The following is a 20,419-nucleotide window of genomic DNA, read 5'->3' as shown; positions in this document are numbered from 1 at the left end:
ATGCGCTGCGCTTTTGCCTAAACCCAAGCCGCAAATGCGGTGCTACAGCGAGAACAACCTGATGGACCTGCAAAAATTCTATATCGGCGGCGCCTGGGTGACGCCGCATTCCAGCCGCGAATTCCCGGTGCTGAACCCGGCCACGGAGGAGCGGATCGGGACCATCATCCTGGGAGATGAGCATGACGTGAACGCTGCGGTTGCAGCGGCCCGTGCGGCTTTTGAGAGTTTTTCGCAGACCTCCCGCGCTGAGCGGATTGTTTTGCTGGAGCGGCTTCTGGAAATCAGCAAAGACCGGCGCGAGGAGCTGGCGCGGGCAATGTCTGCCGAAATGGGGGCGCCGATTTCGATGGCGCGCGATGCCCAGGCCGATTCGGGGATCGGGCATCTGGAGGGCATCCTGGAGGCGCTGAAAACCCAGGAGCTGCGCGAAACCCTGCCGAACGGCGACATCCTGGTGCGCGAGCCGATCGGGGTCTGCGGCCTGATCACGCCGTGGAACTGGCCGGTGAACCAGATCGCGCTCAAGGTGCTGCCGGCCCTGGCGACCGGCTCCACCTGCGTGCTGAAACCGTCGGAGCACACGCCGATGTCCGCTGCGGTTTACGCTCAGATGATCCATGATGCGGGCTATCCGGCGGGTGTGTTCAATCTGATCCACGGCGACGGCCCGACGGTGGGCGCGGGGCTGTCGCGGCATCCGGACGTGGACATGATGTCCTTCACCGGCTCGACCCGGGCGGGCATCGCGGTCTCCAAGGACGCTGCGGATACCGTCAAGCGGGTGACGCTGGAGCTGGGCGGAAAGTCCCCGAACCTGGTGTTTGCCGATGCCGACCTTGAAGATAAGGTCACCGCCTCGGTGCTGGAATGCATGTACAACACCGGCCAGAGCTGCGACGCGCCGACCCGGATGCTGGTTGAGCGTAGCTGCTATGATCAGGTGCTGCAGATCGCCAAGGCGGCAGCCGAGGGTCAGGCGGTGGGCGATCCGTCGCAGGAAGGCGATCACATCGGCCCGATGTTTGACCGTATCCAGTTCGACCGGGTGCAGAGCATGATCCAGAACGGCATCGGCGAGGGTGCCACCCTGCTAGCGGGCGGTTTGGGCCGGCCCGAGGGGCTGGACAAGGGCTGGTATGTGCGCCCGACGGTGTTTTCCGATGTGACCAATGATATGGCGATCGCCCAGCAGGAGATCTTTGGCCCGGTGCTGGTGATCATCCCGTTTGAGAATGAGGAAGACGCCATCCGCATCGCCAATGACACGCCGTACGGCCTGGCGGCCTATCTGCAGACCGGCGACCCTGAACGGGCCGAGCGTGTCGCCGCCCGCCTGCGCGCAGGCGCGGTGCATATCAACGGGGGCGGCTTCAACTACGGCTCCCCCTTCGGCGGATACAAGCAGTCCGGCAATGGCCGCGAAGGCGGCATGTTGGGGCTGGAGGATTACCAGGAAGTCAAAACCCTGCATTTCGGTTGAGAAGCCCTTCCTCCCGGCGGGGAACTGCCGGGAGGGATGCCGCCTGCGGCCTGCGTGATGCCGCTATCTGACTTTGCGTGTGTCGCAATCCGCCAAGCGTGCCTCCCCGCAGCGGCTCAGGATGGGGACATGACACACGAATTCATTCCAAAACGCATGGACCGCCGCGCAACCGGGTGCGATCTGGTCGCTGCCTGAGATCCGCCGCCCTTTACGGGCTTTGACGGTTTCTCAACGGCAGACTTTGGAATGACATATGACAGCATCACAGGCGCTGCGCCTCGCCATTGATATTGGCGGCACATTCACCGACACCGTTCTGGTGATCGGGCAAGACACTATTCTGGCCTCTACCAAAACCCTGACCACCCACCGGAATCCGGCAGATGGCGCGATGGAGGGCGCCGCGCGGGTGATGGCGCAAGCCGGGCGCTCCCTAAGCGAGGTCACGGGTTTCATCCACGGCACCACGCTGGCCACCAACGCGCTGATCGAGCGGCGCGGGGCAACGGTGGCGACGGTCACGACCGAGGGGTTCCGCGATATCCTCGAGATCGCATATGAACGGCGCTATTCCCAGTATGACATCAATCTGGAAAAGCCCGACCTGCTGGTGCCGCGCGAGCGGTCGCTGACCATCCGGGAACGGATGTCTGCGGAAGGCGCTGTGCTGATTCCGATGGAGGACAGCGCGGTTGAGGCGCTGATCGCAGAACTGGACGCCAGCGGTGCCGATGCGGTGGCGGTCTGCCTGATGCACGCCTATGCCAACCCGGATCACGAGCGGCGGCTGAGGGATATTCTGGCATCGCGCCGTCCCGGGCTGACGGTCTCGATTTCCTCCGAAGTCAGCCCCGAGGCGCGGGAGTTCGACCGGCTCTGCACCACGGTGGCCAACGCCTATATCCAGCCTTTGATGGAAACTTATCTGGCGCGCTTTGCCGAGCGGTTCGCGGCGGAGGGCGTGACCTGCCCGATCCTGATGATGACCGCGGGCGGCGGCATGTGCACGGTCCAGACCGCGGAGCGGTTCCCGATCCGGCTGGTGGAGTCGGGTCCTGCGGGCGGCGCCATTCTGGCGGCGCGGATTGCGGCGCGGGCGGGACTCGCGCAGGTGCTGTCCTTTGACGTCGGCGGCACCACCGCCAAGCTCTGCCTGATTGACAACACCCGGCCGCAGGCCTCGCGCCAGTTCGAGATCGCTCGTGCGGCGCGGTTCATCAAGGGGTCGGGGATGCCGGTGCGGATCCCGGTGATCGAGATGATCGAGATCGGCGCGGGTGGCGGCTCCATCGCCGGGGTGGACCGGCTGGGGCGGCTGACCGTGGGGCCAAAGTCCGCGGGCTCCGAGCCGGGACCGGTGGCATTCGGGCGCGGCGGCACCGAGCCGACGGTGACCGACAGCGACATCACGCTGGGCTACATCGTGCCCGATACCTTTGCAGAGGGGCATATCCGGATTGACCCGGAGGCGTCGGAGGAGGCTCTGGCGCGGGTGATCGGCAGCAGGCTGGAACTGGACGCGATTGGCGCGGCGGATGGCGTCAGCCGGATTGTCGATGAGAGCATGGCCAGCGCCGGGCGGATGCACGCTGTGGAGTCCGGCAAAGACCTGGGCCCGCGCACGATGATCGCCTTTGGCGGCAACGGCCCTCTGCATGCGACCCGGGTGGCGCGCTCCGCCGGGGTGTCGCGCATCGTGATCCCGCCCAATCCGGGTGTTGGCTCGGCTGTGGGCTTCCTGTTTGCGCCGGTGTCCTTTGAAATCGTGCGCTCGCGCTATTCGCTGTTGGAAACCATGGGCATCGGCAGCATCAACGCCCTGTTCGCCCAGATGATCGATGAAGCGCAATCGGTGGTCGCGCAGGGTGCAGGCGAGGCTGAAACGCAGGTCCAGCGCAGCGCTTTCATGCGCTACAGCGGGCAGGGGCATGAGATCGAAATCTCCCTGCCGGACCGAGATTTGACGGCGGAGGATCTTGGTCCGCTGACCGCGGCGTTCGAGGCGGAATACGCCAGGCAGTTTTCGCGGCCCGTGCCGGGCATGAAGATCGAGATCCTGAACTGGGCGGTGCGGGTGGCAACGCCTGATGCCGAGGCGGCTGCGGTGCCAGAGACACCTGAGCTGAAGACCATCACTCCCGCTGCCTTCCGCGTAATCACCTGCGACGTGGACGGCACGCCGAAAGAGGCGGCTTTTGTCCCGCGTGGCAGCCTGAAACCCGGCGACCGGGTTTCAGGCCCGGCGCTGATCACCGAGCCGCAGACCACCACGCTGGTCTCGGCGGATTTCTCGGCCCATGTGGACGCAATTGGCAACATTGTCCTGATCCAGGATCAGAAGCACGATCAGAAAGGAGGCGCATGATGGCTGACCTCTCTCCCGCACGCCTGCAAGTCATGTGGAACCGCCTGCTGGCGGTGGTCGAGGAACAGGGCCAGACCCTGATCCGCGCAGCGTTTTCGCCCATCGTGCGCGAATGCGGCGACATCTCGGCCGGCATCTTCGACGTGCAGGGCCGGATGCTGGCGCAGGCGGTGACCGGTACGCCGGGCCATATCAACACCATGGCCGAAGCGGTGATGCATCTGCGCGAGCGGTTCCCGGTTGAGGTCATGAAGCCCGGCGACATCTACATGACCAACGACCCCTGGCTGGCTTCGGGGCATCTGAATGATTTCCTGCTGATGATGCCCGCCTTCAAGAACGGCAAGGTGATTGGCTTCACCTCCTGCACCTCGCATCTGGTGGATCTGGGCGGCCTTGGCATGGGGCCGGAAGGCTCTGACATCTATGATGAGGGGCTGCTGATCCCGCCCTGCAAGCTGGTGGACGAAGGCGAGCCCAATGCGCTGCTGATGGATATCATCCGCGCCAACAGCCGTGAGCCCATCGCCAATGAGGGAGACATCTATGCGCTGATCGCCTGCTGCGAAGCGGGGGTGAAGCGTCTGATTGGCATGATGGAGGAGTTCGGCATCGACGATCTGGATGCTCTGGGCGCCTATATCATCGACACCTCCCGCCGCGGCACGCTGGAGGCGATCGCCGAGGTGCCGGAGGGCGTTTACAAGAATGTCCTCAAGATGGACGGCTACGAGAACGAGCTGGAGCTGCACGCCACGCTGACTGTTTCCCAAGGGGGCATGCATGTGGATTTCACCGGCACCTCGGGCTGTTCCAGCAAAGGCATCAACGTGCCGCTGAACTATGCCACCGCCTATACCGTCTTTGCCCTGCGCTGCATTGTCGGGCCGGACATTCCGAACAATGCCGGGAGTTTGGAGCCGTTCACCGTGGATGGTCCCAAGGGCTGCATCCTGAACGCGCAGCGCCCGGTACCGGTGGCGATGCGGCACACGCTGGGGCAGGTGACGCCGGACCTTGTGCTGGGCTGCCTGCATCAGGCGCTGCCGGACCAGGTTCCGGCCGAAGGCGCGTCCTGCATGTTCGATCTGCCGATGCGCCACGCGCCGGAGGTGGCTCGCGACGGCGGCCGCGAATTTGCCATTGAGCCGGTCCACAACGGCGGCACCGGCGCGCGGCCCCATGCCGACGGGCTGTCGGCGACGGCTTACCCCTCGGGAGTCTATGGCTCGCAAGTGGAGATTACCGAGGCGGTGGCGCCTGTGATCATGTGGCGCCGAGAGCTGCGGCCCGACAGCGGCGGCGCGGGCAAATACCGCGGCGGGCTGGGCCAGCGGATCGAGATGACGGCCTCGAACGGCGCGCCCTTCATCGTGTTCCTGTCGGTGGAGCGGCTGAAGTTCCCGGCGCTTGGCCGCATGGGCGGTTTACCCGGCGCCCCGGGCCGCATCCGGTTCCGCGATGGCGGCCAGGACATCCCGGGCAAGGGCGAGTTGCGGGTGGAGGCTGGGGATTACCTGATCTTTGAAACCCCCGGCGGGGGCGGCTTTGGCGACCCGTCAGAGCGTGACAGGCAGGTGCTGGCACTGGACCTGAAACGCGGTCTTGTCACTGAAGAAGGCGCTGCTGCCTACGGAGGTGGAGAATGATCCGCGCGGTTCCGCATGTAGCCGCCATGGCGCCTTATGCGCTGGCGGATCTGGGCGGCGGGGGAACCATCTCGCTGGCCCAGAACGAAAGTGCCTTCCCAGCCAGCCCTGCTGCCATCGAGGCGGGCCGGGCGGTGCTGGATCAGATGCCGCTGTACCCGGACCCGGAATGGCCGGAGCTGCGCGCCGCGGTGGCGGAAGTGCATGGGCTGAACCCGGCCAAGGTGCTGTGCGGGGCAGGCTCGATGGAGCTGATCGGCTGCCTGGTCCGCGCCTTCGCCGGACCGGGCGACCAGGTCTTGGGCACCGATTACGGCTATGCCTTTGTGGCCTCGGCCGCGGCCCAGGTGCAGACGGACTACGTCAAGGCGCGGGAGCGGGAACTGACGGTTTCGGCGGATGATATCCTCGCTGCCGTCACACCTGAGACCCGCATCGTTTTCGTCTGTAACCCGGGCAACCCGACGGGGACGCTGATCCCGAACACGGAAATCCTGCGGCTGCGCGCGGGCTTGCCTGCGGATGTGCTGCTGGTGGTGGATCAGGCCTATGCCGAGTTTGCCGATGCGGACAACGATCCGGCAGAAATCTTCGCGCTGGCGGAGCGCGGCGATACGGTGGTGATGCGCACCCTGTCCAAGGCCTATGGCCTTGCGGGCGCGCGGGCAGGGTGGGGGTACTTCCCGCCGGAGATCGCCGGGGAAGTGCGCAAGCTCTTGAACCCCAACAATATCTCCATTCCCTCGCAAGCCATGGCGGCGGCGGCGATGCGGGACCAGGCTCATATGCAGGGTGTGGTGGCCCAAACCGCTGCCATCCGGGACACGTTTGCCGAAGACTGCCGCGCGCTGGGGTTCACAGTGCCGCAGAGCCATACCAACTTTGTGCTGATCCGTTTTGCCTCGCCCGATCAGGCGAAGGCGGCGGATGCGGCGCTGCGGGCAGAAAAACTGCTGATGCGCGGCATGGGCGGCTATGGCCTGGACGACTGCCTGCGCGCCACCATCTGCAGCCAGGACGTAATGGACCGCGCGCTGGCGGTTCTGGAGGGAGCACTAACATGACGCATGAAACCCGCACCCGCGCGAAAATCGGCGTGCTGGTGCCCTTCACCAACACCAATCTCGAAGCGGACATGATGCTGATGCGCTGCCCGGACACCACGGTGCATTTCCAGCGCATGGGCGGCTATGACATGGACGAGATCCCCGGTTCCGACCAGATGGCGGGGCTTGGCGCCTCAGATATCAGCCATGACCTGAGGATGATCTCGGGCGTGCGCCCCGATGCGGTGCTTTACGGCTGCACCTCGGCCACGTTGACCCACGGGCCAGGCTTTGACGCGGATCTGGCGGCGCGGATCAAGGCAGGGTCCAGCGCGGTTTCCCTGACCGCGGCGGGGTCGCTTGTGGCGGGCATTCAAGCGCTGGGGGCGGTGAAGGTTGGGTTTTCCTCGCCCTATCTTGGCGAGATCAACAGGCAGGCGGTGGAGTTTCTGGCCGCCAACGGCATCGAAACCGTCAGATGCGCGGATATCGGCCGCGAGCTGGGCAATTACGGGCAGGGGGAGCTGACGCCGCAGGAGGTCTTTGATCTCGCCTGCCAGGCCGACCACCCGGAGGCCGAGGCCATCGTGCTCAGCTGCACCGACATGCGCGCAGTTGAGGCGGTTGAGCGGATCGAGGCGCATCTGGGCAAACCGGTGATCACCTCCAACCAGGCGATGATGTTCTGCCTGATGCGGGCGCTTGGCCTGCCGCGCCATGACGCGCTGCCGGGCCGGTTGTTCCACTGTCTTTAAGGTGATGAACCAGGGCGTCCAAATGCGCCCTGGTTCCTTCTTTTTTGCGAAAATACTCCGGGGAGCGCGAGGGCCCGACCCCTCGCACCCGTCCCATCAAGGCTCGCCGGAACCAATTTCTTCCTTCCGCCTGGCCACATAGGCCGTAAGCTCCTCCTTGACCGCCGGATCCATCGCCGGTTCCTCATAATCCCGCAGCGCCTGCTGCCAGATTCCGGTGGCCCGCTGCAAGGCGTCCTTGGCGCCAGCCGCTTCCCAGTTCTCGTAGTTCTGCCAGTCCGACAGCATCGGGCGGTAAAACGCGGCCTCATAACGCGCCATCGTGTGTTCGGCGCCAAAGAAATGGCCGCCGGTGGGCACCGACTGGATGGCGTCAAAGCCCAGCTCATCGGTATCGAATTTCATCGGCTTCAGGAATTCGATCATGTTCTGGATGATCTCCACATCCAGAATGAACTTCTCGTAGGACGCGGTCAGCCCGCCCTCCAGCCAGCCGGCCGCGTGATAGACGATATTGGCGCCGCCTAGCACCGCGCCCCAGGTCGCCATCATGGTCTCATACGCCGCCTGCAGGTCCACCGCGTTGGAGGCGTTGGCGTTCGAGGTCCGGTAGGGGAAGCCATAGCGCCGCGCTAGCTGGCCGCCGACGATATTGGCCTTGGCGTTTTCCGGCGTCCCGAAGGCCGGCGCGCCGGAGCGCATGTCGACGTTGGAGGTGAAGGAGCCGTACATCACCGGCGTGCCGGGGTTGACCAGCTGGGTCAGCACCACGCCGAACAGCGCCTCGGCGTTCTGCTGGGCAAGGGCTGCGGGCAGGGTCACCGGGGTCATTGCGCCCATCAGGGTAAAGGGCGTCACCGTTACCGGCTGGCCGTATTCCGCCATCGCGATCAGCCCGTCGCCCATCGCGTCGTCGAACAGCCGCGGCGAGTTCACCGAGATGATGGTGATAACACCCGGATCGCCCTTCATCTCTTCGGGTGTCTGGCTGCGGGTGATCGCCATCATGTTGATCCCGTCCAGCGCCCGGCCGCGGCCGATGGCGGAGCAGTGGAAGGACAGGTCCGAATAGGTCAGGTTGGCCTGGTAGGTGTCCAGATGGCGGTTGTTGGCGGGCAGCTCCAGCGGTGCTGTCACCTGGTTGCCGATGAGGTGGATGGCGTTGAAGTGATGCGCCAGCTTGATGAAGTTCTGGTAGTCGGTCAGGTTGCCCTGCCGCCGCCCGTTGATGCAGTCGTGCACGTTGGGCGGACCGGCCACTAGGCCGAAGGTCAGGTTGTTGCCGCCCAGGGTGATCCGCTTGGCGCGGTTGCGGGCGGTTAGGGTAAATTCAGACGGCACCGTTTCCAGCGCCGCGGCGACGATGCTTTCGTCGATGCGGATGGTCTTGGTATCCCGGTCGACGATGGCGCCGGCGGCCTCGAAGATGCGCATCACGTTCTCGCCCATCACCCGGATGCCGGCCTCCGACAGGATCCGCATCGAGGTGGCGTGCAGCTGGTCCATCTGCTCCGGGTTCAGCAGTTCAAACGCCGGATAGGTGTTTTTCACCTGTTGCCAGGGCAGTTGTTCGATACTGCCGCCGGAACGGGAGGATTTTCCGCGGCGCCCGCCACCGCGTCTGTCGCGTGCCATGTGTCTGTCTTTCTGGTCAGGTTGGTGGCTTAAGCTTCCGGGGCGTCGTAGATCAGCCGCCCCAAATCGGAGAATTTGCTGCCCTCGTTGGTGAAGCCCAGCACCGCGTCGCGGATGGCGCCGGCCCGGGCCTCGCCCAGTGACGGGGATGCGAATTCCATGAACTTCCGCACGATGTCGTCCTGCGAAAACGGCGCCTCGGGGCCGCCGCGGGCGTGGACGTCGCCGGTCTCAAACACGCGCCCGTCGGTCAGCGTCACCACCACATCGGCCACCCGGCAGGCCGGGAAGCGGGCCGAATGGCGCGCGGCCTCCGCAACCGAGATCCGCTCGTGGATTGAGGCAACCAGCGGATCCGCGAGGCCCGCGCCGGAGATATGCTCCACTCCGATCCGCCCGTATGCGGCCTGGATGGCAACGGCAAAGCCCAGCGAATACTGCGCCTGGCTGGTGGTCGCGGGGAGGCCCGGGTAGAGGCAGGCGCTTTCGTGGAAAGTGTTGATGTGGATCTTGGCGATCTGCTCGTGGCTCAGCCCGTGTTCCAGCATCACCTGGCGCAAGGCGTCGATCGGGGCATGAGCCCAGCGGCAGATCGGGTAAGGCTTCACATACTGGTGTTCCATTTGCCAGAAGCTGCCGAGATCCTCCCAGTGGTCCGCCACCCGGTCCTCCTCAATGGTGATGGCGGGGGCGCCGGTGAAGCCCTTTTCCGCCAGGATGGCCGACGACATGCCGACCATCGCGCCCCAGCCGGAGCCGTCATGCAGCATCGAGGGGTTGGCGATTTCGCGCATCATCTGGCTGCGGGGGCCGTGGAATTCGGCGATCCCCAGCGCTTGGCGCAGCTGGTCACGGCTAAGGCCGCGCATGCGGGCCGCCATCGCGGCCACCCCCAGCGCATTCCAGGCGCCGGAGGTGTGGTAGTCGCTGACGGTTGCATGCAGCGACAGCGCCGCGCGGCCTGCCAGTTCATAGCCCAGGGTGGTGATCGCCAGCGCCTCGGGGCCCGAAAAGTCCGGCACGGTTTCCGCAAGTGCGGCGATTGCCGGGATCACCACCACGCCGATATGGCCCTTGGTCGGGTAATAGCCGTCGTGGCCGTCCAGATTGTCGGTGGCGGTGGCGGCGGCATAGGCGGCGCCCGCGACGCTTACCCGGCGGCCGTCGAACATCATGCGCGCGGCCAGCCCGTCCTCGCCGCAGCCATAAAGCGCCGCGGCGGTGTCTCGGGCGATGCGCCCGGCCTCCATCGGGGTGGCGCCGATGGTGATGCCCAGCGTGTCCAGGAACATCAGCGCGGCAGCTTTGCGGGTGGTCTCCGGCATATCACTGGGGGATAGGCCGAAGGTGAAGTCGGCGGCGCGGTCAAATGTGGCTGTCATATCAGGCGGTCCATATGGGGGCGTTGGCCAAAGCGTAGGGGCAGCCGCCGCAAGTGACCCGCAAATAAACCGGGGTCATAGGGCCGTTATATTTCGCGAAATGCGTGCTAGACGTCGCTTTTTGACCTGGCTGGGGCGCGATCCCTTTGGAATTGCAGCCCAAACCATTGCATGGGAACATGGCCCCGAAACCGCCAGCGGACTGATTGATGAAGAATCTCCCCCACCTGACTTTCCTGCGCTCTTTCGAGGCCGCCGCGCGTTATCTGAGCTTCACCTCGGCGGCGGATGAGCTGAACTGCACCCAGTCAGCGGTGTCGAACCATGTGCGCAGCCTGGAGGAATTCATCGGCCGCCCGCTGTTCGTGCGCCATCCTAGGTCGCTGTCGCTGACTGACGTGGGCGAGGCCTATCTGCCCTCGGTCCGGCATGCGCTGCAGGAAATCGACAGTGCCACCCAGCTCTTGATTTCGCAAAGCCACAAGCGGGAGGTGGTGATCTCCTGCCCGGTGAGCCTGGCGGAGCGCTGGCTGTTGAAGGTGATCGAGGGGTTCTCGGCGGCGCACTCGGATATCGATCTGACTATCCACAGCACAATCTGGGTCGACGTGGAGACCAATGTCTCCGACATTTCGATCACCATCAACCATGTCGATGACGTGATGGGGCCTGCGGTCAAGCTGTGGGACGAAAAGCTGGCGCTGGTCTGCGCCCCGGATTTCAATGTGGCGGGTGAGGCGCTGACACAGCCGGAACAGCTGGTGCAGGCAAAGCTGATCCATATCCTGGGACGGCCGATCTATTGGGAGAAGATCGCCAAGCATTTCGGGCTGACGGGCATCGAGCTGAAGGGAGGCTTGCAGACCAATTCCTCCAACATGGGGCTGGAGTTTGCTGCAAACGGGCTGGGCTGTGCTGTTCTGCCGAAAACACTCGTCCGGTCCCATGTAGCGGACGGGCGGCTGGTGGAGCCGTTTGATTTCGACCTTGATTGCCCCTGGACCTATTTCGCCACTTTCAAGGACAAGGCGGCGACGCCCTCGGTCAAGCATTTCAAGGCCTGGCTGCTGAAGGCGGCAGCAGAGATGGAACTGTAGGCCTTCACGGCTGGCCGCGGGCAGCATTGAATTCTGGCGGCGTTTCGCGTATATACACACATATATACACGGAACCTGCTGATGATTGAGACCAAGATCAGGAAAGTCGGAAACTCCGCCGTCATTACACTGACGACGGAGATGCTGACGATGCTGGACGCCAAGGAAGGCGACACGCTGTTTGTAGTACGCGGCGATGACGGCAGCCTCAAGGTGATGGCGCATGACCCCACGGTGGCCGAGGCATTGGCGGCGGCTGAGGTCGTGATGGATGAAAATCGCGACCTGCTTCAGGCGCTGGCGTGAGCACATACACCTGGGTGCCGCTGGCGGCGGTGACCATCTTCCACGACCGGCAGATTTCACGCCATGGCGGCGCGGCGGGGATGCGTGACAAAGCATTGCTGGAGATGGGCTGCGCCCGGGCGATGAACCTGGCGGCGTATGCCGATGCCGGCGTGGCGGAGGTTGCGGCGGCCTATGCGTTCGGCATCGCCAAGGCGCATGCTTTTGTCGATGGCAACAAGCGCACGGCCTTTGTGACCGCTGTCACCTTCCTGCGCCTCAACGGCTACCAGTTCCGCCCGGACCCGGTGGAGGGTGTGCGGATGATGGAGGATCTGGCCACCGGCGATGTGGATGAGGCGGCCTTTGCTGAATGGCTGAAGGCCGGGATGAAACCGCTCTGACCCTCAGCCGCTGCCGCCAAAGAAAAGCCGCCCGGGAGGGCGGCTTTTGCTGTTTTCGGTCAGGCCCGCAGCCGCGCACCTAAGGGGTCGAAGGCAGCCGCTTCCAGGATGCGTGCCTTGTGCGGCTTGCCGAGGATATAGACCTCAACCTCATCTCCCGGCTTGGCAACAGCCGGGTTGGCATATCCCAGCGCCAGAGACTTGCCGACGGAGTAGCCAAAGGCGCCGGATGTCACCCGCCCAACCGGCTTGCCATCGGGGGTGAAGATGGGCTCGCCGCCGGAAGCGTCGGCATCGTTCACCGCGTCGATTTCAAAGGCGGACAGCATTTCGCGCGGGGCGTTATCCTTGACCTTGAGATAGGCGTCCTTGTTGAGGAAGTCCTTGTCGAGCTTGATGAGTCCGGCCAGGCCAACCTCTTGCGGCCAGTATTCCTGGCTGTATTCGCGGCCCCAGGAGCCGTAGCCCTTTTCGATCCGCAAGCTCCCCAGCGCACGGCCGCCCACCGGGCCGCCGTCGAACTCTGCGGCAGCTGCCAGCAGGGCGGCGTACAGCTTGACCTGATCTTCCTCAGCGCAGTGCAGTTCCCAGCCCAGATCGCCGGTGAAGGACACGCGGATCGCCAGGCACTCGACACCTGCCACGTCAATGGTGCAGGAGCGCATGAATCGGAAGTTCTCGTTCGCCAGGTCCGCATTGGTCATCCGCTGCAGCATGTCGCGCGATTTCGGACCAGCAACGTTGAAGCCTGCGATGCGGTTGGTGGCGACCTCAAATGTGGTGCCTTCCGGCAGCTCGACCATGTTGAAGAAGCGCTGGTGATAGCGTTCCGCCATGCCGGAGCCGACCATCATGTACTCATCATCCGCCACCTTGGTGATGGTGAAGTCGCCGGCCACGCCGCCGCGGACCGAAATCAGCGGGGTCAGGCAGGAACGGCCGACCTCAGTAGGCACCTTGTTGGCGACCAGCTTGTCCAGCCAGTCATAGGCGCCCGGGCCCTTGACCACGTAGTTGGCGAAGTTCGAGATGTCGATGACGCCGACGTTCTCGCGCAGCATGTTCACTTCGCGGCCAACCGGCTCCCACCAGTTCTGGCGGGTGAAGCTGTTGGTGTCGGTGGTGCCGGGCACGCCGGAGAACCACAGGGGATGCTCCCAGCCGCAGTTGAGGCCGAATACGCAGCCCATTTCCTTTTGCATCTCATACGCGGGGCGCACACGGGCCGGGCGGCCGGCGCTGCGTTCCTCGTTCGGGAAATGGATGGCGAAGCGGTGCGCGTATTGGTCCTCGACACGAGCCTTGGTGAATTTCTTGTCGGCCCAGTCGCCAAAGCGGGCGAGGTCCCAGGCGAACATGTCGTACTGCGGCTCGCCCTCGATCATCCATTGCGCCGCCAGCAGGCCGAGGCCGCCGGATTGCGAGAAGCCGGGGATGATGCCGGTGCAGCAGAAGTAGTTCTTCAGCTCCGGCACCGGGCCCCAGATGGCGTTGGAATCCGGCGACCAGATCATCGGGCCGTTAATCACCCGCTTGACGCCGGCGGTCTCGGCGCAGGGCACGCGTTCGGTGGCGCGGATCACGTTTTCCATGATCCGGTCCAGATCGTCGGGGAACAGCTCATGCGCGAAGTCCAGTGGGGTGCCGTCCTCGGCCCAGAAGCGCATGTCCTTTTCATAGGCGCCGATCAGGAAACCGTTGCCCTCCTGGCGGAAATAATATTCGCCGTCGCGGTCCGCGATCGAGGGCAGGCGGCGGCCAAGCTTGGCGACCTCGTCGATGGATTCGGTCACGAAATACTGGTGCTCGGTCGGCTGCAGCGGCAGGGTGAGGCCCGCCATGGCGGCGACTTCACGGCCCCAGAGGCCGCCTGCGTTGACCACCCACTGGGTGTGGATGTCGCCCTTTTCGGATTTCACGATCCAGCTGCCGTCCGGCTGCTGTTCGGTGCCGATCACCGGGCAGAAGCGTTCGATCTGGGCGCCCATGGCACGGGCTCCGGCGGCATAGGCCATGGTCACGCCCGAGGGATCCACATTGCCGCCATCGGGTTCGAACATGATGCAGCGGATGTCGTCGAACTGCGCCAGCGGGTGCAGTTCCTTGGCCTGCTCACGGCTGACCTCGTAGAAGTTCAGGCCGTAGTATTTCGCCTTGGCCTCCTGCAGGCGCAGCTGGTGCTCGCGCTCTTCGGTCTTGGCAAGGTACAGGGACCCCGGCTGGAACACACCGCAGCCCTGGCCGGTTTCCTTCTCCAGCTCCTTATAGAGATTCATGGTGTAGTGCTGGATGCGGGTCACGTTGTTGTTGTCGTGCAGCCCGTGGATGTTGGCCGCCGCGTGCCAGGTGGAGCCTGCGGTAAGCTCATCGCGTTCCAGCAGTACCACGTCTTTCCAGCCGAGTTTCGCCAGGTGGTAGAGGATCGAGCAGCCGACCAGCCCGCCGCCGATGACAACTGCCTGTGCATGGGTTTTCATGCGTCATGTTCCCTTGCCTGCGTGCCTGAAACAGCGCGCCCTGCAGGCCGGGGCGGGCCGCCAATTCCTTCCTGGCGACCCTAGCGGCGGGGGCGGGTGATGACCCGTGAAGAATTCAAACCCAATGGCCCCGGATTCGATGGGTCATCCGGTGATCTCTTTCATCACACCCAGGAACTTCGCCACTTCGCCCACGCTGTTGTAGTGGCACATGGAAACGCGCACGCAGCTGTCCATGCCCAGGGGCGCCAGAATGTTGCCAGAATAATGGTCCGCCTTGCGCAGATGGGTGCGGATGCCCTGTTCGTTCAAGCGTTTGACCACATCCACCGAAGGCACGCCGTCCACGGTCAGCGAGACCAGCCCTTCGCGTGCCGGGTTGTCCGGACCGCCCAGGATGGTGACGCCCGCCATCTCTGCCAGGCCGGGCAGGTTGCCGGTGCCATGGATCATCGCATCGGTCAGGGCTTTCTCGTGGGCATGGATCGCCTCTCCCGCCGCCACGAATTTCGCGCGCCGGTCCGTGGCATCGCTGACCTCGCCGCCGAGCCATTCCAGGTAGGCGGCCACATCCGACAGCGTCGCATAGCTGCCGGTGTCGCGGGTGCCCATTTCCCAGTTGTCCGCAGGCCCGTCGATCAGGCTGTCATGCGGCAGCGCGGTCAGCCGGTCCGAGATCCAGGCGAGCCCGTAGCCATGACGCGAAAACATCTTGTAGGGCGAGATCACATAGCCATCCACGCCATAGGCGGTCAGGTCGATGCTCCCGTGGGCGGCGTGCTGGATGCCGTCAACGATGATGAAGCATTCCGGCGCAACCTCGCGGATGGCGAAAGCGCAGGCCGCCACATCCACGCCCATGCCTGTGACAGGCGAGGTATGCACGATGGTGGCCACACCCGTGTCCGGCGTGACTGCCTTGGCGTAAGCCTCGGCGGTGATCGTGCCACTGGCGTCGTCATGCGGGATCAGCACATGTGTCTGCCGCGCCACCCCGGCCCAGCGGGCGCAGGCGGAACGGGTCGCCGGATGCTCCAGCGTTGAGCCCAGCACAGTTCCGCCTTCGGAGGTGCCAAGGCAGGCGTTCATGATCAGCCGGAACAGCAGTTCGGTACCGCTTTCGCCAACGAAAAACTGGCCGCCGGGCGCGTTCATGAAGACGCGTATGTCGTCCTTGGCCTTGGTGATCACCCGCACCAGCTCATGGCTGCCGGGGTTGTCGCGGCCCTGGTTGTCGGGGATTGCGGCGTAGCGGGCAGAGGTCTCCACCACCGCGTTCAGCGTCAGCGCGCCGCCGGCGTTTTCGAAGAAGATGCGGCTGCCCCGTTCGGGGCAGTTGTCCACTTGGGCAAAGCGGGCACGGATCTGGTCAAGGAGGATGTCAGTGATCTGGGGCATGGCAAGTCCAACAGAAGGGCGTTTGATTTGCCGTCACAGTAGGGTGGATGCCCGGCTGGGAGATACAAAAAAATCCGGGGCTGAGGGCTGGAAATCTCTGTACCAGCCTTCAGCGTGTTTGTCAGGTGATGAAGCCGTGGAAAGGAGTACGCAGCGCGGCCCTATGCACCATCTCCGACAGGGTGATGATGTCAAACACGGGCCGCTTCAACTCGGCCTGCAGCGCATGGGCATAGGGCGGCAGGTCGGTGCATTCCAGAACGATCGGCCCGATCCCGGGGTTGCGCGCGATCATGCCCTTGGCCGCGGCCAGCAGCTCCGCCTCCACCTTGGCCAGATCCATAGCGGTGCGCTCATTACGCAGGATGACGGTAGAGAACTCCTCGGCATCGTCCAGCCCCTGCACCGCGATGGGTGTGTTCTCCGCGCCAACACCTTGCAGATGCGCATCGGTCAGGCTGCCGGCGGAGGCGGTGATCACCCCCACAGTGCGCCCGGTCATCTGATGCGCCAGCGGCACCTGGATCAGCGAGGAGACAAACACCGGCACATTCACCGCCGCCGCGATCTCCTTCTGGAAAATCGCTAGGAACCCGCAGGAGCCGGTGATCGCCCGCACGCCCTTGGCCTCCAGCTGCTTGGCGGCGTCGATCAGCCGGTCCTTCATCTCGCCGGTGGGGTTCGCCAGCAGTTTCGGCACGGTGATCCCGTCCAGCATTTCATAGAGCGTGGTGAAATGCAGGCTGGAGGGGTTCTTGATATGGCCGGGCGGCTTGGGGAAATAGCTTTCCAGCGCCAGAACGCCGATGGAGACGCCGCAGATATTCTGCCCGCCGGGGTGGATGGTCATGCCTTGATCCTTTCGTAACGCCGCGCCCGGAACGGCGAGAGGTCTTCGTTCAGAGGGGTTTTGCTCACGATATCCGCCACCAGCCGCCCGGTTTTCGGCGCCATCATCAGGCCGTAGTGGCTGTGGCCAAAGGCGGCGATCAGATCCCGGAAGCCCTCGACCTCGCCAATGCAGGGCAGGCTGTCGGGCAGGCTGGGGCGCTGACCGGACCAGGTGTCCATGTCGTCTGCCCGCAGGTCCGGCAGCAGCGCCTTGGCCAGTTTTACCAGCCCGTCGAGCCGTTTCCGGTTCAGGGGCTGGTCGAGACCAGCAAACTCGGCAGTGCCCGCCACCCGCAACCCTTCCTCCATCGAGGAGGCCACGAATTTCATGTCCATATCCATGATCGAGTTGTTGAGCACGACGCCCGGGGCCGGGAATGACACATGGTAGCCGCGTTCGGATTCCATCGGGATCCTGATGCCCAAGGGCTTCAGCAGTTCACCGGACCAGACCCCCATCGCCAGCACCAGCTTGGGCGTCCATTCCTGGCCCGCCTCGGTGGTATAGGTCCAGCCACCGCTTTGTGCAGGCAGGATGCCCCGCACCGTCCGGGTCAGGATTTCGCCGCCCATCGACTGGAACTTCTCCGCCAGAACGGTGCCGATGCGTCCCGGCGACAGCGCCCGGGCCTGGCCCTTGATCAGGATCGCAGCCTGGAATTCCGGAGACAGCGCCGGTTCCAGATCGCGCAGCTCTGCCGCGCCGATCCGCTCCATGTCGGCGCCGCGATCGCCGCGCATCCGGTAATCCACCGAATCCAGATCGGCGGCGTCCGCGTTGCGGAAGGCGTGGACGTAAAAGCTGTCCTGCACCAGATCCTCATGCCCGGTGCCCGCCAGATGCTGGCGGTACAGCTCAACGCAGTTGCGGTTCAGCGTGTCCATCGCGTCGGAGATCTGCCGGATCCGCCCTTCGCGCCCTTCCGACAGGAACCGCAAGCCCCAAGGGGCGACTTTGGGCAGGTAGGCAGGTTTGACCGTCACCGGCCCCAGAGGGTCCAGCAGCCAGCCCGGCACCTTCTTCCACAGTCCCGGCATGGATTGCGGCACCACCGACCAGGGGGAGATGATGCCGGCATTGCCATAAGACGTCGCCTGGCCTGGAGCATCCCGGTCGATGAGCCGGACCCGAAGGCCCCGCTCGGCCAGGGAGAGGGCCGAGCAGATGCCGACGATTCCGGCCCCCAGGACCGTGACATCGGGGGAGGCGGGGCCGCTCATTGCGCGGCCTCGGCCTGAAGTTTGCGCTGCTGGCCCAACTGCTGCACCAGCACCGGTGCCATCACCACCAGCGCTGCGATGTCAGAACCGCCGGAGGGCGCCACCAGCAGCAGGCCTCCGATGGCCATCAGCAGCCGCCAGATGCCGCTGAGCGGGGCCAGGAAGTAGGCGGAGACAGCCGTGGCGATGGCAAAGACGCCTGCCGCGCAGGTCAGGGTGACCTGAGTGAAGCTCAGCAGCGTGAAATGCTCTGGCAGCACGATCAGCATGGTGGGCGCGTAGACGAACACCATCGGCACCATCAGCTTGCCCAGACCCAGGGTGAAGGCATTGAGGCCGGTGCGGAACGGGTTGGAGCCCGCAATCCCTGCTGCCGCATAGGCCGAGGCGCAGACCGGCGGGGTGATCTCGGAAATCACACCGTAGTAGAGCACGAACATATGGGTGGCGAGCGGCGGCACGCCCAGCTGGCTGAGGGCCGGCGTCGCAACCGCGACCAGCATGATATAGAGCGCGGTGGTCGGCAGGCCGGCGCCCATCAGGATACAGGCCATGGCGATCAGCACCAGCGACAGGAACTGCTGGATCGACGGCTGGCTGAAGGCCTCGATCGTGGTCCAGTCCAGGAGCGGCGCGATTGCTGATGCCATATCCGCGGCGCCGCCGGTGACCATGAAGCCGAGGCGGAAGCCGACGCCGGTGGTGTTGATCACACCCACCACAATGCCCACAGCGGCCGAAGCGGCACCCACTGCCAGTGCGTATTGCACGCCGACGTGGAAGCTGTCGAACAGGTCGCGGAAGTTCTGCCGCTCATTACGGTGCAGGCAGCCGATGATGGTCAGCGCCGCCAGCATCCCGGCCATGACCGGTGTGTAGCCTTCGCCGGAGTAAGGCGACGCCTTCCACAGGATGAAGCCGAGCAGGGCAAATGGGATCAGCAGGGTGGCAGGCTTGTCGAAGGCGCAGAAGCCGACGACGATGCACAGGCTGAGGCCGATGAAGGCCGCCATGTTGGGCGAATAGCCCGAGAACAGCACCAGCAGCAGCGCGATCAGCGGAATGATGGTGTACCAGCCGTCCTTCCAGACCTGCAGGAACTTGGGCAGCTGATCCTTGGGGTAGGCGGTGAGGCCCAGCTTCTTGGCGGTGAAATGCACGATCGAGATCACACCGATATAGTGCATCAGCGCGGGCACGATCGCCGCAATCACGATGGTGGTGTAGGGCACCTCCAGATATTCCGCCATCAGGAAGGACGCAGCCCCCATGATCGGCGGGGTAATCTGGCCGCCTGCCGAAGCCGCCGCCTCAACCCCGCCTGCGAAATGGCCGGGGTAGCCCAGTTTCTTCATGTTGGGGATGGTCAGCGAGCCAGTGGAGACCGTGTTGGCGATGGAAGACCCGGAAATCGTGCCGAAGAAGGCCGAGGACACCACCGACACTTTGGCCGGACCGCCGGTGTAGCGGCCAGCGAGCAGCATGGCGTTGTCGACAAAGAACTGCCCCAGCCCCATCCGCTGCGCCACCACGCCGAACAGCACAAAGTGGAACACCACGGTGGAGACCACCCACAGCGTCACGCCAAAGATGCCTTCGGACGGGAAATACATGTTGTTGACGAACTGCTGCCAGTTGACGCCCGGATGCTTGAGGATCTGCGCGGGCATGTAGGGGCCGAATAGCGCATAAACCATGAACACCAGGATGATCAGAGGCAGCACGAAGCCGATGGTGCGGCGCGCGATCTCTAGCACCGTCAGGATCAGCACCGAGCCGAAGAACACATCGAGGCCCGACGGATTGCCCTGCCGCAGCGCCTGCTCGGCGATGTCAAAGCTGAACATGTCGAAGCCCCGCCAGCTGACCCAGAGGAACAGCGCCGCCGCCATGCTGAGGCCGGTCAGCGCCCAGTCATACAGCGGCACGTTGCCAGGGCGCAGCAGGCTGGGCCCGCGCCAGTCCAGGCTGTGCGCGGTCCGGATCATTGGGAAGCCCACAAAGATGAACAGGAACAGGCCCGCCAGGTGAATGCCCATATGCACATGGTCCACCGGCGTGCCGAAACCGGCCGTCCACAGGTGGTAAAGTGCAAAGGCGATGCTGGCCCAATAGATGACGCCGGTCAGCGTGGGGCCGTTGTCGCGCGTGTTCAAAGCGGAGTCATACTGCTTCTCCAGCTCCTCAAGCGCCTTGTTGTCGAGATGGGTGTCCAGGGACATCGGGGGTCTCCAGTCCGGGGCCTTGCCGGCGCGCGCCGTTCATCCGCGCTGCGGACAGGGGCGCCGGGAAACAAAAGCAGCAGCAGAGCGTACCCTGCTGCCGCAG

Annotated in this window: 15 protein-coding genes; 8 read left to right on the top strand and 7 right to left on the bottom strand. The window is 64.5% G+C overall.

Going from position 1 to position 20,419, the window contains the following annotated elements; translation table 11 throughout:
- Window positions 1-61 precede the first annotated feature (61 nt).
- From AC58NV_RS18885 to AC58NV_RS18865, 5 genes are all read left to right on the top strand, one after another.
- On the top strand, window positions 62-1,483 hold the full coding sequence (locus AC58NV_RS18885) for an aldehyde dehydrogenase family protein (RefSeq protein ID WP_497228502.1): 1,422 nt from the start codon (window positions 62-64) through the stop codon (window positions 1,481-1,483).
- A 256-nt stretch (window positions 1,484-1,739) separates the two neighbouring features.
- Window positions 1,740-3,851: a hydantoinase/oxoprolinase family protein gene (locus tag AC58NV_RS18880; RefSeq protein ID WP_497228501.1), complete on the top strand. Its 2,112-nt coding sequence runs from the start codon at window positions 1,740-1,742 to the stop codon at window positions 3,849-3,851.
- Window positions 3,851-5,500, top strand: coding sequence for a hydantoinase B/oxoprolinase family protein (locus AC58NV_RS18875; protein WP_497228500.1), 1,650 nt, complete (start codon window positions 3,851-3,853; stop codon window positions 5,498-5,500). Before AC58NV_RS18880 ends, AC58NV_RS18875 begins: the two co-directional genes overlap by 1 nt.
- Window positions 5,497-6,564: a pyridoxal phosphate-dependent aminotransferase gene (locus tag AC58NV_RS18870; RefSeq protein WP_497228499.1), complete on the top strand. Its 1,068-nt coding sequence runs from the start codon at window positions 5,497-5,499 to the stop codon at window positions 6,562-6,564. The genes AC58NV_RS18875 and AC58NV_RS18870 overlap by 4 nt, the downstream gene beginning before the upstream one ends.
- Entirely contained in the window at window positions 6,561-7,301 is a 741-nt protein-coding gene (locus tag AC58NV_RS18865) for a maleate cis-trans isomerase family protein (protein WP_497228498.1), read from the top strand. The genes AC58NV_RS18870 and AC58NV_RS18865 overlap by 4 nt, the downstream gene beginning before the upstream one ends.
- 96 nt (window positions 7,302-7,397) lie before the next feature.
- Here AC58NV_RS18865 and AC58NV_RS18860 read toward each other — a convergent pair whose 3' ends face one another.
- On the bottom strand, window positions 7,398-8,936 hold the full coding sequence (locus AC58NV_RS18860) for a trimethylamine methyltransferase family protein (RefSeq protein ID WP_497228497.1): 1,539 nt from the start codon (window positions 8,934-8,936) through the stop codon (window positions 7,398-7,400).
- 29 nt (window positions 8,937-8,965) lie between these two features.
- The gene (locus AC58NV_RS18855) at window positions 8,966-10,318 is read right to left on the bottom strand and encodes an MmgE/PrpD family protein (protein ID WP_497228496.1); all 1,353 of its coding nucleotides are present in this window, start codon (window positions 10,316-10,318) and stop codon (window positions 8,966-8,968) included.
- 209 nt (window positions 10,319-10,527) lie between these two features.
- On the opposite strand from AC58NV_RS18855, the gene AC58NV_RS18850 reads away from it, so the two are divergent.
- From AC58NV_RS18850 to AC58NV_RS18840, 3 genes are all read left to right on the top strand, one after another.
- Window positions 10,528-11,415, top strand: a complete 888-nt coding sequence (locus AC58NV_RS18850) for a LysR substrate-binding domain-containing protein (protein WP_497228495.1) — start codon at window positions 10,528-10,530, stop codon at window positions 11,413-11,415.
- Between the two features lie 81 nt (window positions 11,416-11,496).
- Window positions 11,497-11,721, top strand: a complete 225-nt coding sequence (locus AC58NV_RS18845; protein WP_497228494.1) for an AbrB/MazE/SpoVT family DNA-binding domain-containing protein — start codon at window positions 11,497-11,499, stop codon at window positions 11,719-11,721.
- Window positions 11,718-12,104, top strand: a complete 387-nt coding sequence (locus AC58NV_RS18840) for a type II toxin-antitoxin system death-on-curing family toxin (protein WP_497228493.1) — start codon at window positions 11,718-11,720, stop codon at window positions 12,102-12,104. The genes AC58NV_RS18845 and AC58NV_RS18840 overlap by 4 nt, the downstream gene beginning before the upstream one ends.
- 59 nt (window positions 12,105-12,163) lie before the next feature.
- Here the strand turns inward: AC58NV_RS18840 and AC58NV_RS18835 are convergent, their stop codons facing one another.
- The 5 genes from AC58NV_RS18835 to AC58NV_RS18815 all read right to left on the bottom strand — a co-directional run bounded on the left by AC58NV_RS18835 (window position 12,164) and on the right by AC58NV_RS18815 (window position 20,313).
- Window positions 12,164-14,581: a GcvT family protein gene (locus AC58NV_RS18835; protein ID WP_497228492.1), complete on the bottom strand. Its 2,418-nt coding sequence runs from the start codon at window positions 14,579-14,581 to the stop codon at window positions 12,164-12,166.
- Window positions 14,582-14,725: 144 nt separating this feature from the next.
- A complete protein-coding gene (locus tag AC58NV_RS18830) occupies window positions 14,726-15,979 on the bottom strand; it encodes an aminotransferase class V-fold PLP-dependent enzyme (protein ID WP_497228491.1) in 1,254 nt (417 codons plus the stop codon).
- A gap of 121 nt (window positions 15,980-16,100) precedes the next feature.
- The gene (locus AC58NV_RS18825; RefSeq protein WP_497228490.1) at window positions 16,101-16,829 is read right to left on the bottom strand and encodes an aspartate/glutamate racemase family protein; all 729 of its coding nucleotides are present in this window, start codon (window positions 16,827-16,829) and stop codon (window positions 16,101-16,103) included.
- Entirely contained in the window at window positions 16,826-18,091 is a 1,266-nt protein-coding gene (locus AC58NV_RS18820) for an NAD(P)/FAD-dependent oxidoreductase (RefSeq protein WP_497228489.1), read from the bottom strand. The genes AC58NV_RS18825 and AC58NV_RS18820 overlap by 4 nt, the downstream gene beginning before the upstream one ends.
- Window positions 18,088-20,313 carry a TRAP transporter permease gene (locus tag AC58NV_RS18815; protein ID WP_497228488.1) on the bottom strand — a complete coding sequence of 742 codons (2,226 nt, stop codon included), beginning with the start codon at window positions 20,311-20,313 and terminating at the stop codon, window positions 18,088-18,090. The genes AC58NV_RS18820 and AC58NV_RS18815 overlap by 4 nt, the downstream gene beginning before the upstream one ends.
- Window positions 20,314-20,419: the final 106 nt, after the last annotated feature.

It is taken from the genome of Leisingera sp. ANG49 (assembly GCF_059694505.1).
The sequence above is the reverse complement of the archived record's forward strand: the minus strand, read 5'-3'. Positions and strand labels throughout refer to the sequence as shown.

Coding starts and splice junctions, on each gene's coding strand:
- AC58NV_RS18885 (WP_497228502.1), top strand. CDS start 62: ATGGACCTGCAAAAATTCTATATCGGCGGCGCCTGGGTGACGCCGCAT.
- AC58NV_RS18880 (WP_497228501.1), top strand. CDS start 1,740: ATGACAGCATCACAGGCGCTGCGCCTCGCCATTGATATTGGCGGCACA.
- AC58NV_RS18875 (WP_497228500.1), top strand. CDS start 3,851: ATGGCTGACCTCTCTCCCGCACGCCTGCAAGTCATGTGGAACCGCCTG.
- AC58NV_RS18870 (WP_497228499.1), top strand. CDS start 5,497: ATGATCCGCGCGGTTCCGCATGTAGCCGCCATGGCGCCTTATGCGCTG.
- AC58NV_RS18865 (WP_497228498.1), top strand. CDS start 6,561: ATGACGCATGAAACCCGCACCCGCGCGAAAATCGGCGTGCTGGTGCCC.
- AC58NV_RS18860 (WP_497228497.1), bottom strand. CDS start 8,936: ATGGCACGCGACAGACGCGGTGGCGGGCGCCGCGGAAAATCCTCCCGT.
- AC58NV_RS18855 (WP_497228496.1), bottom strand. CDS start 10,318: ATGACAGCCACATTTGACCGCGCCGCCGACTTCACCTTCGGCCTATCC.
- AC58NV_RS18850 (WP_497228495.1), top strand. CDS start 10,528: ATGAAGAATCTCCCCCACCTGACTTTCCTGCGCTCTTTCGAGGCCGCC.
- AC58NV_RS18845 (WP_497228494.1), top strand. CDS start 11,497: ATGATTGAGACCAAGATCAGGAAAGTCGGAAACTCCGCCGTCATTACA.
- AC58NV_RS18835 (WP_497228492.1), bottom strand. CDS start 14,581: ATGAAAACCCATGCACAGGCAGTTGTCATCGGCGGCGGGCTGGTCGGC.
- AC58NV_RS18830 (WP_497228491.1), bottom strand. CDS start 15,979: ATGCCCCAGATCACTGACATCCTCCTTGACCAGATCCGTGCCCGCTTT.
- AC58NV_RS18825 (WP_497228490.1), bottom strand. CDS start 16,829: ATGACCATCCACCCCGGCGGGCAGAATATCTGCGGCGTCTCCATCGGC.
- AC58NV_RS18820 (WP_497228489.1), bottom strand. CDS start 18,091: ATGAGCGGCCCCGCCTCCCCCGATGTCACGGTCCTGGGGGCCGGAATC.
- AC58NV_RS18815 (WP_497228488.1), bottom strand. CDS start 20,313: ATGTCCCTGGACACCCATCTCGACAACAAGGCGCTTGAGGAGCTGGAG.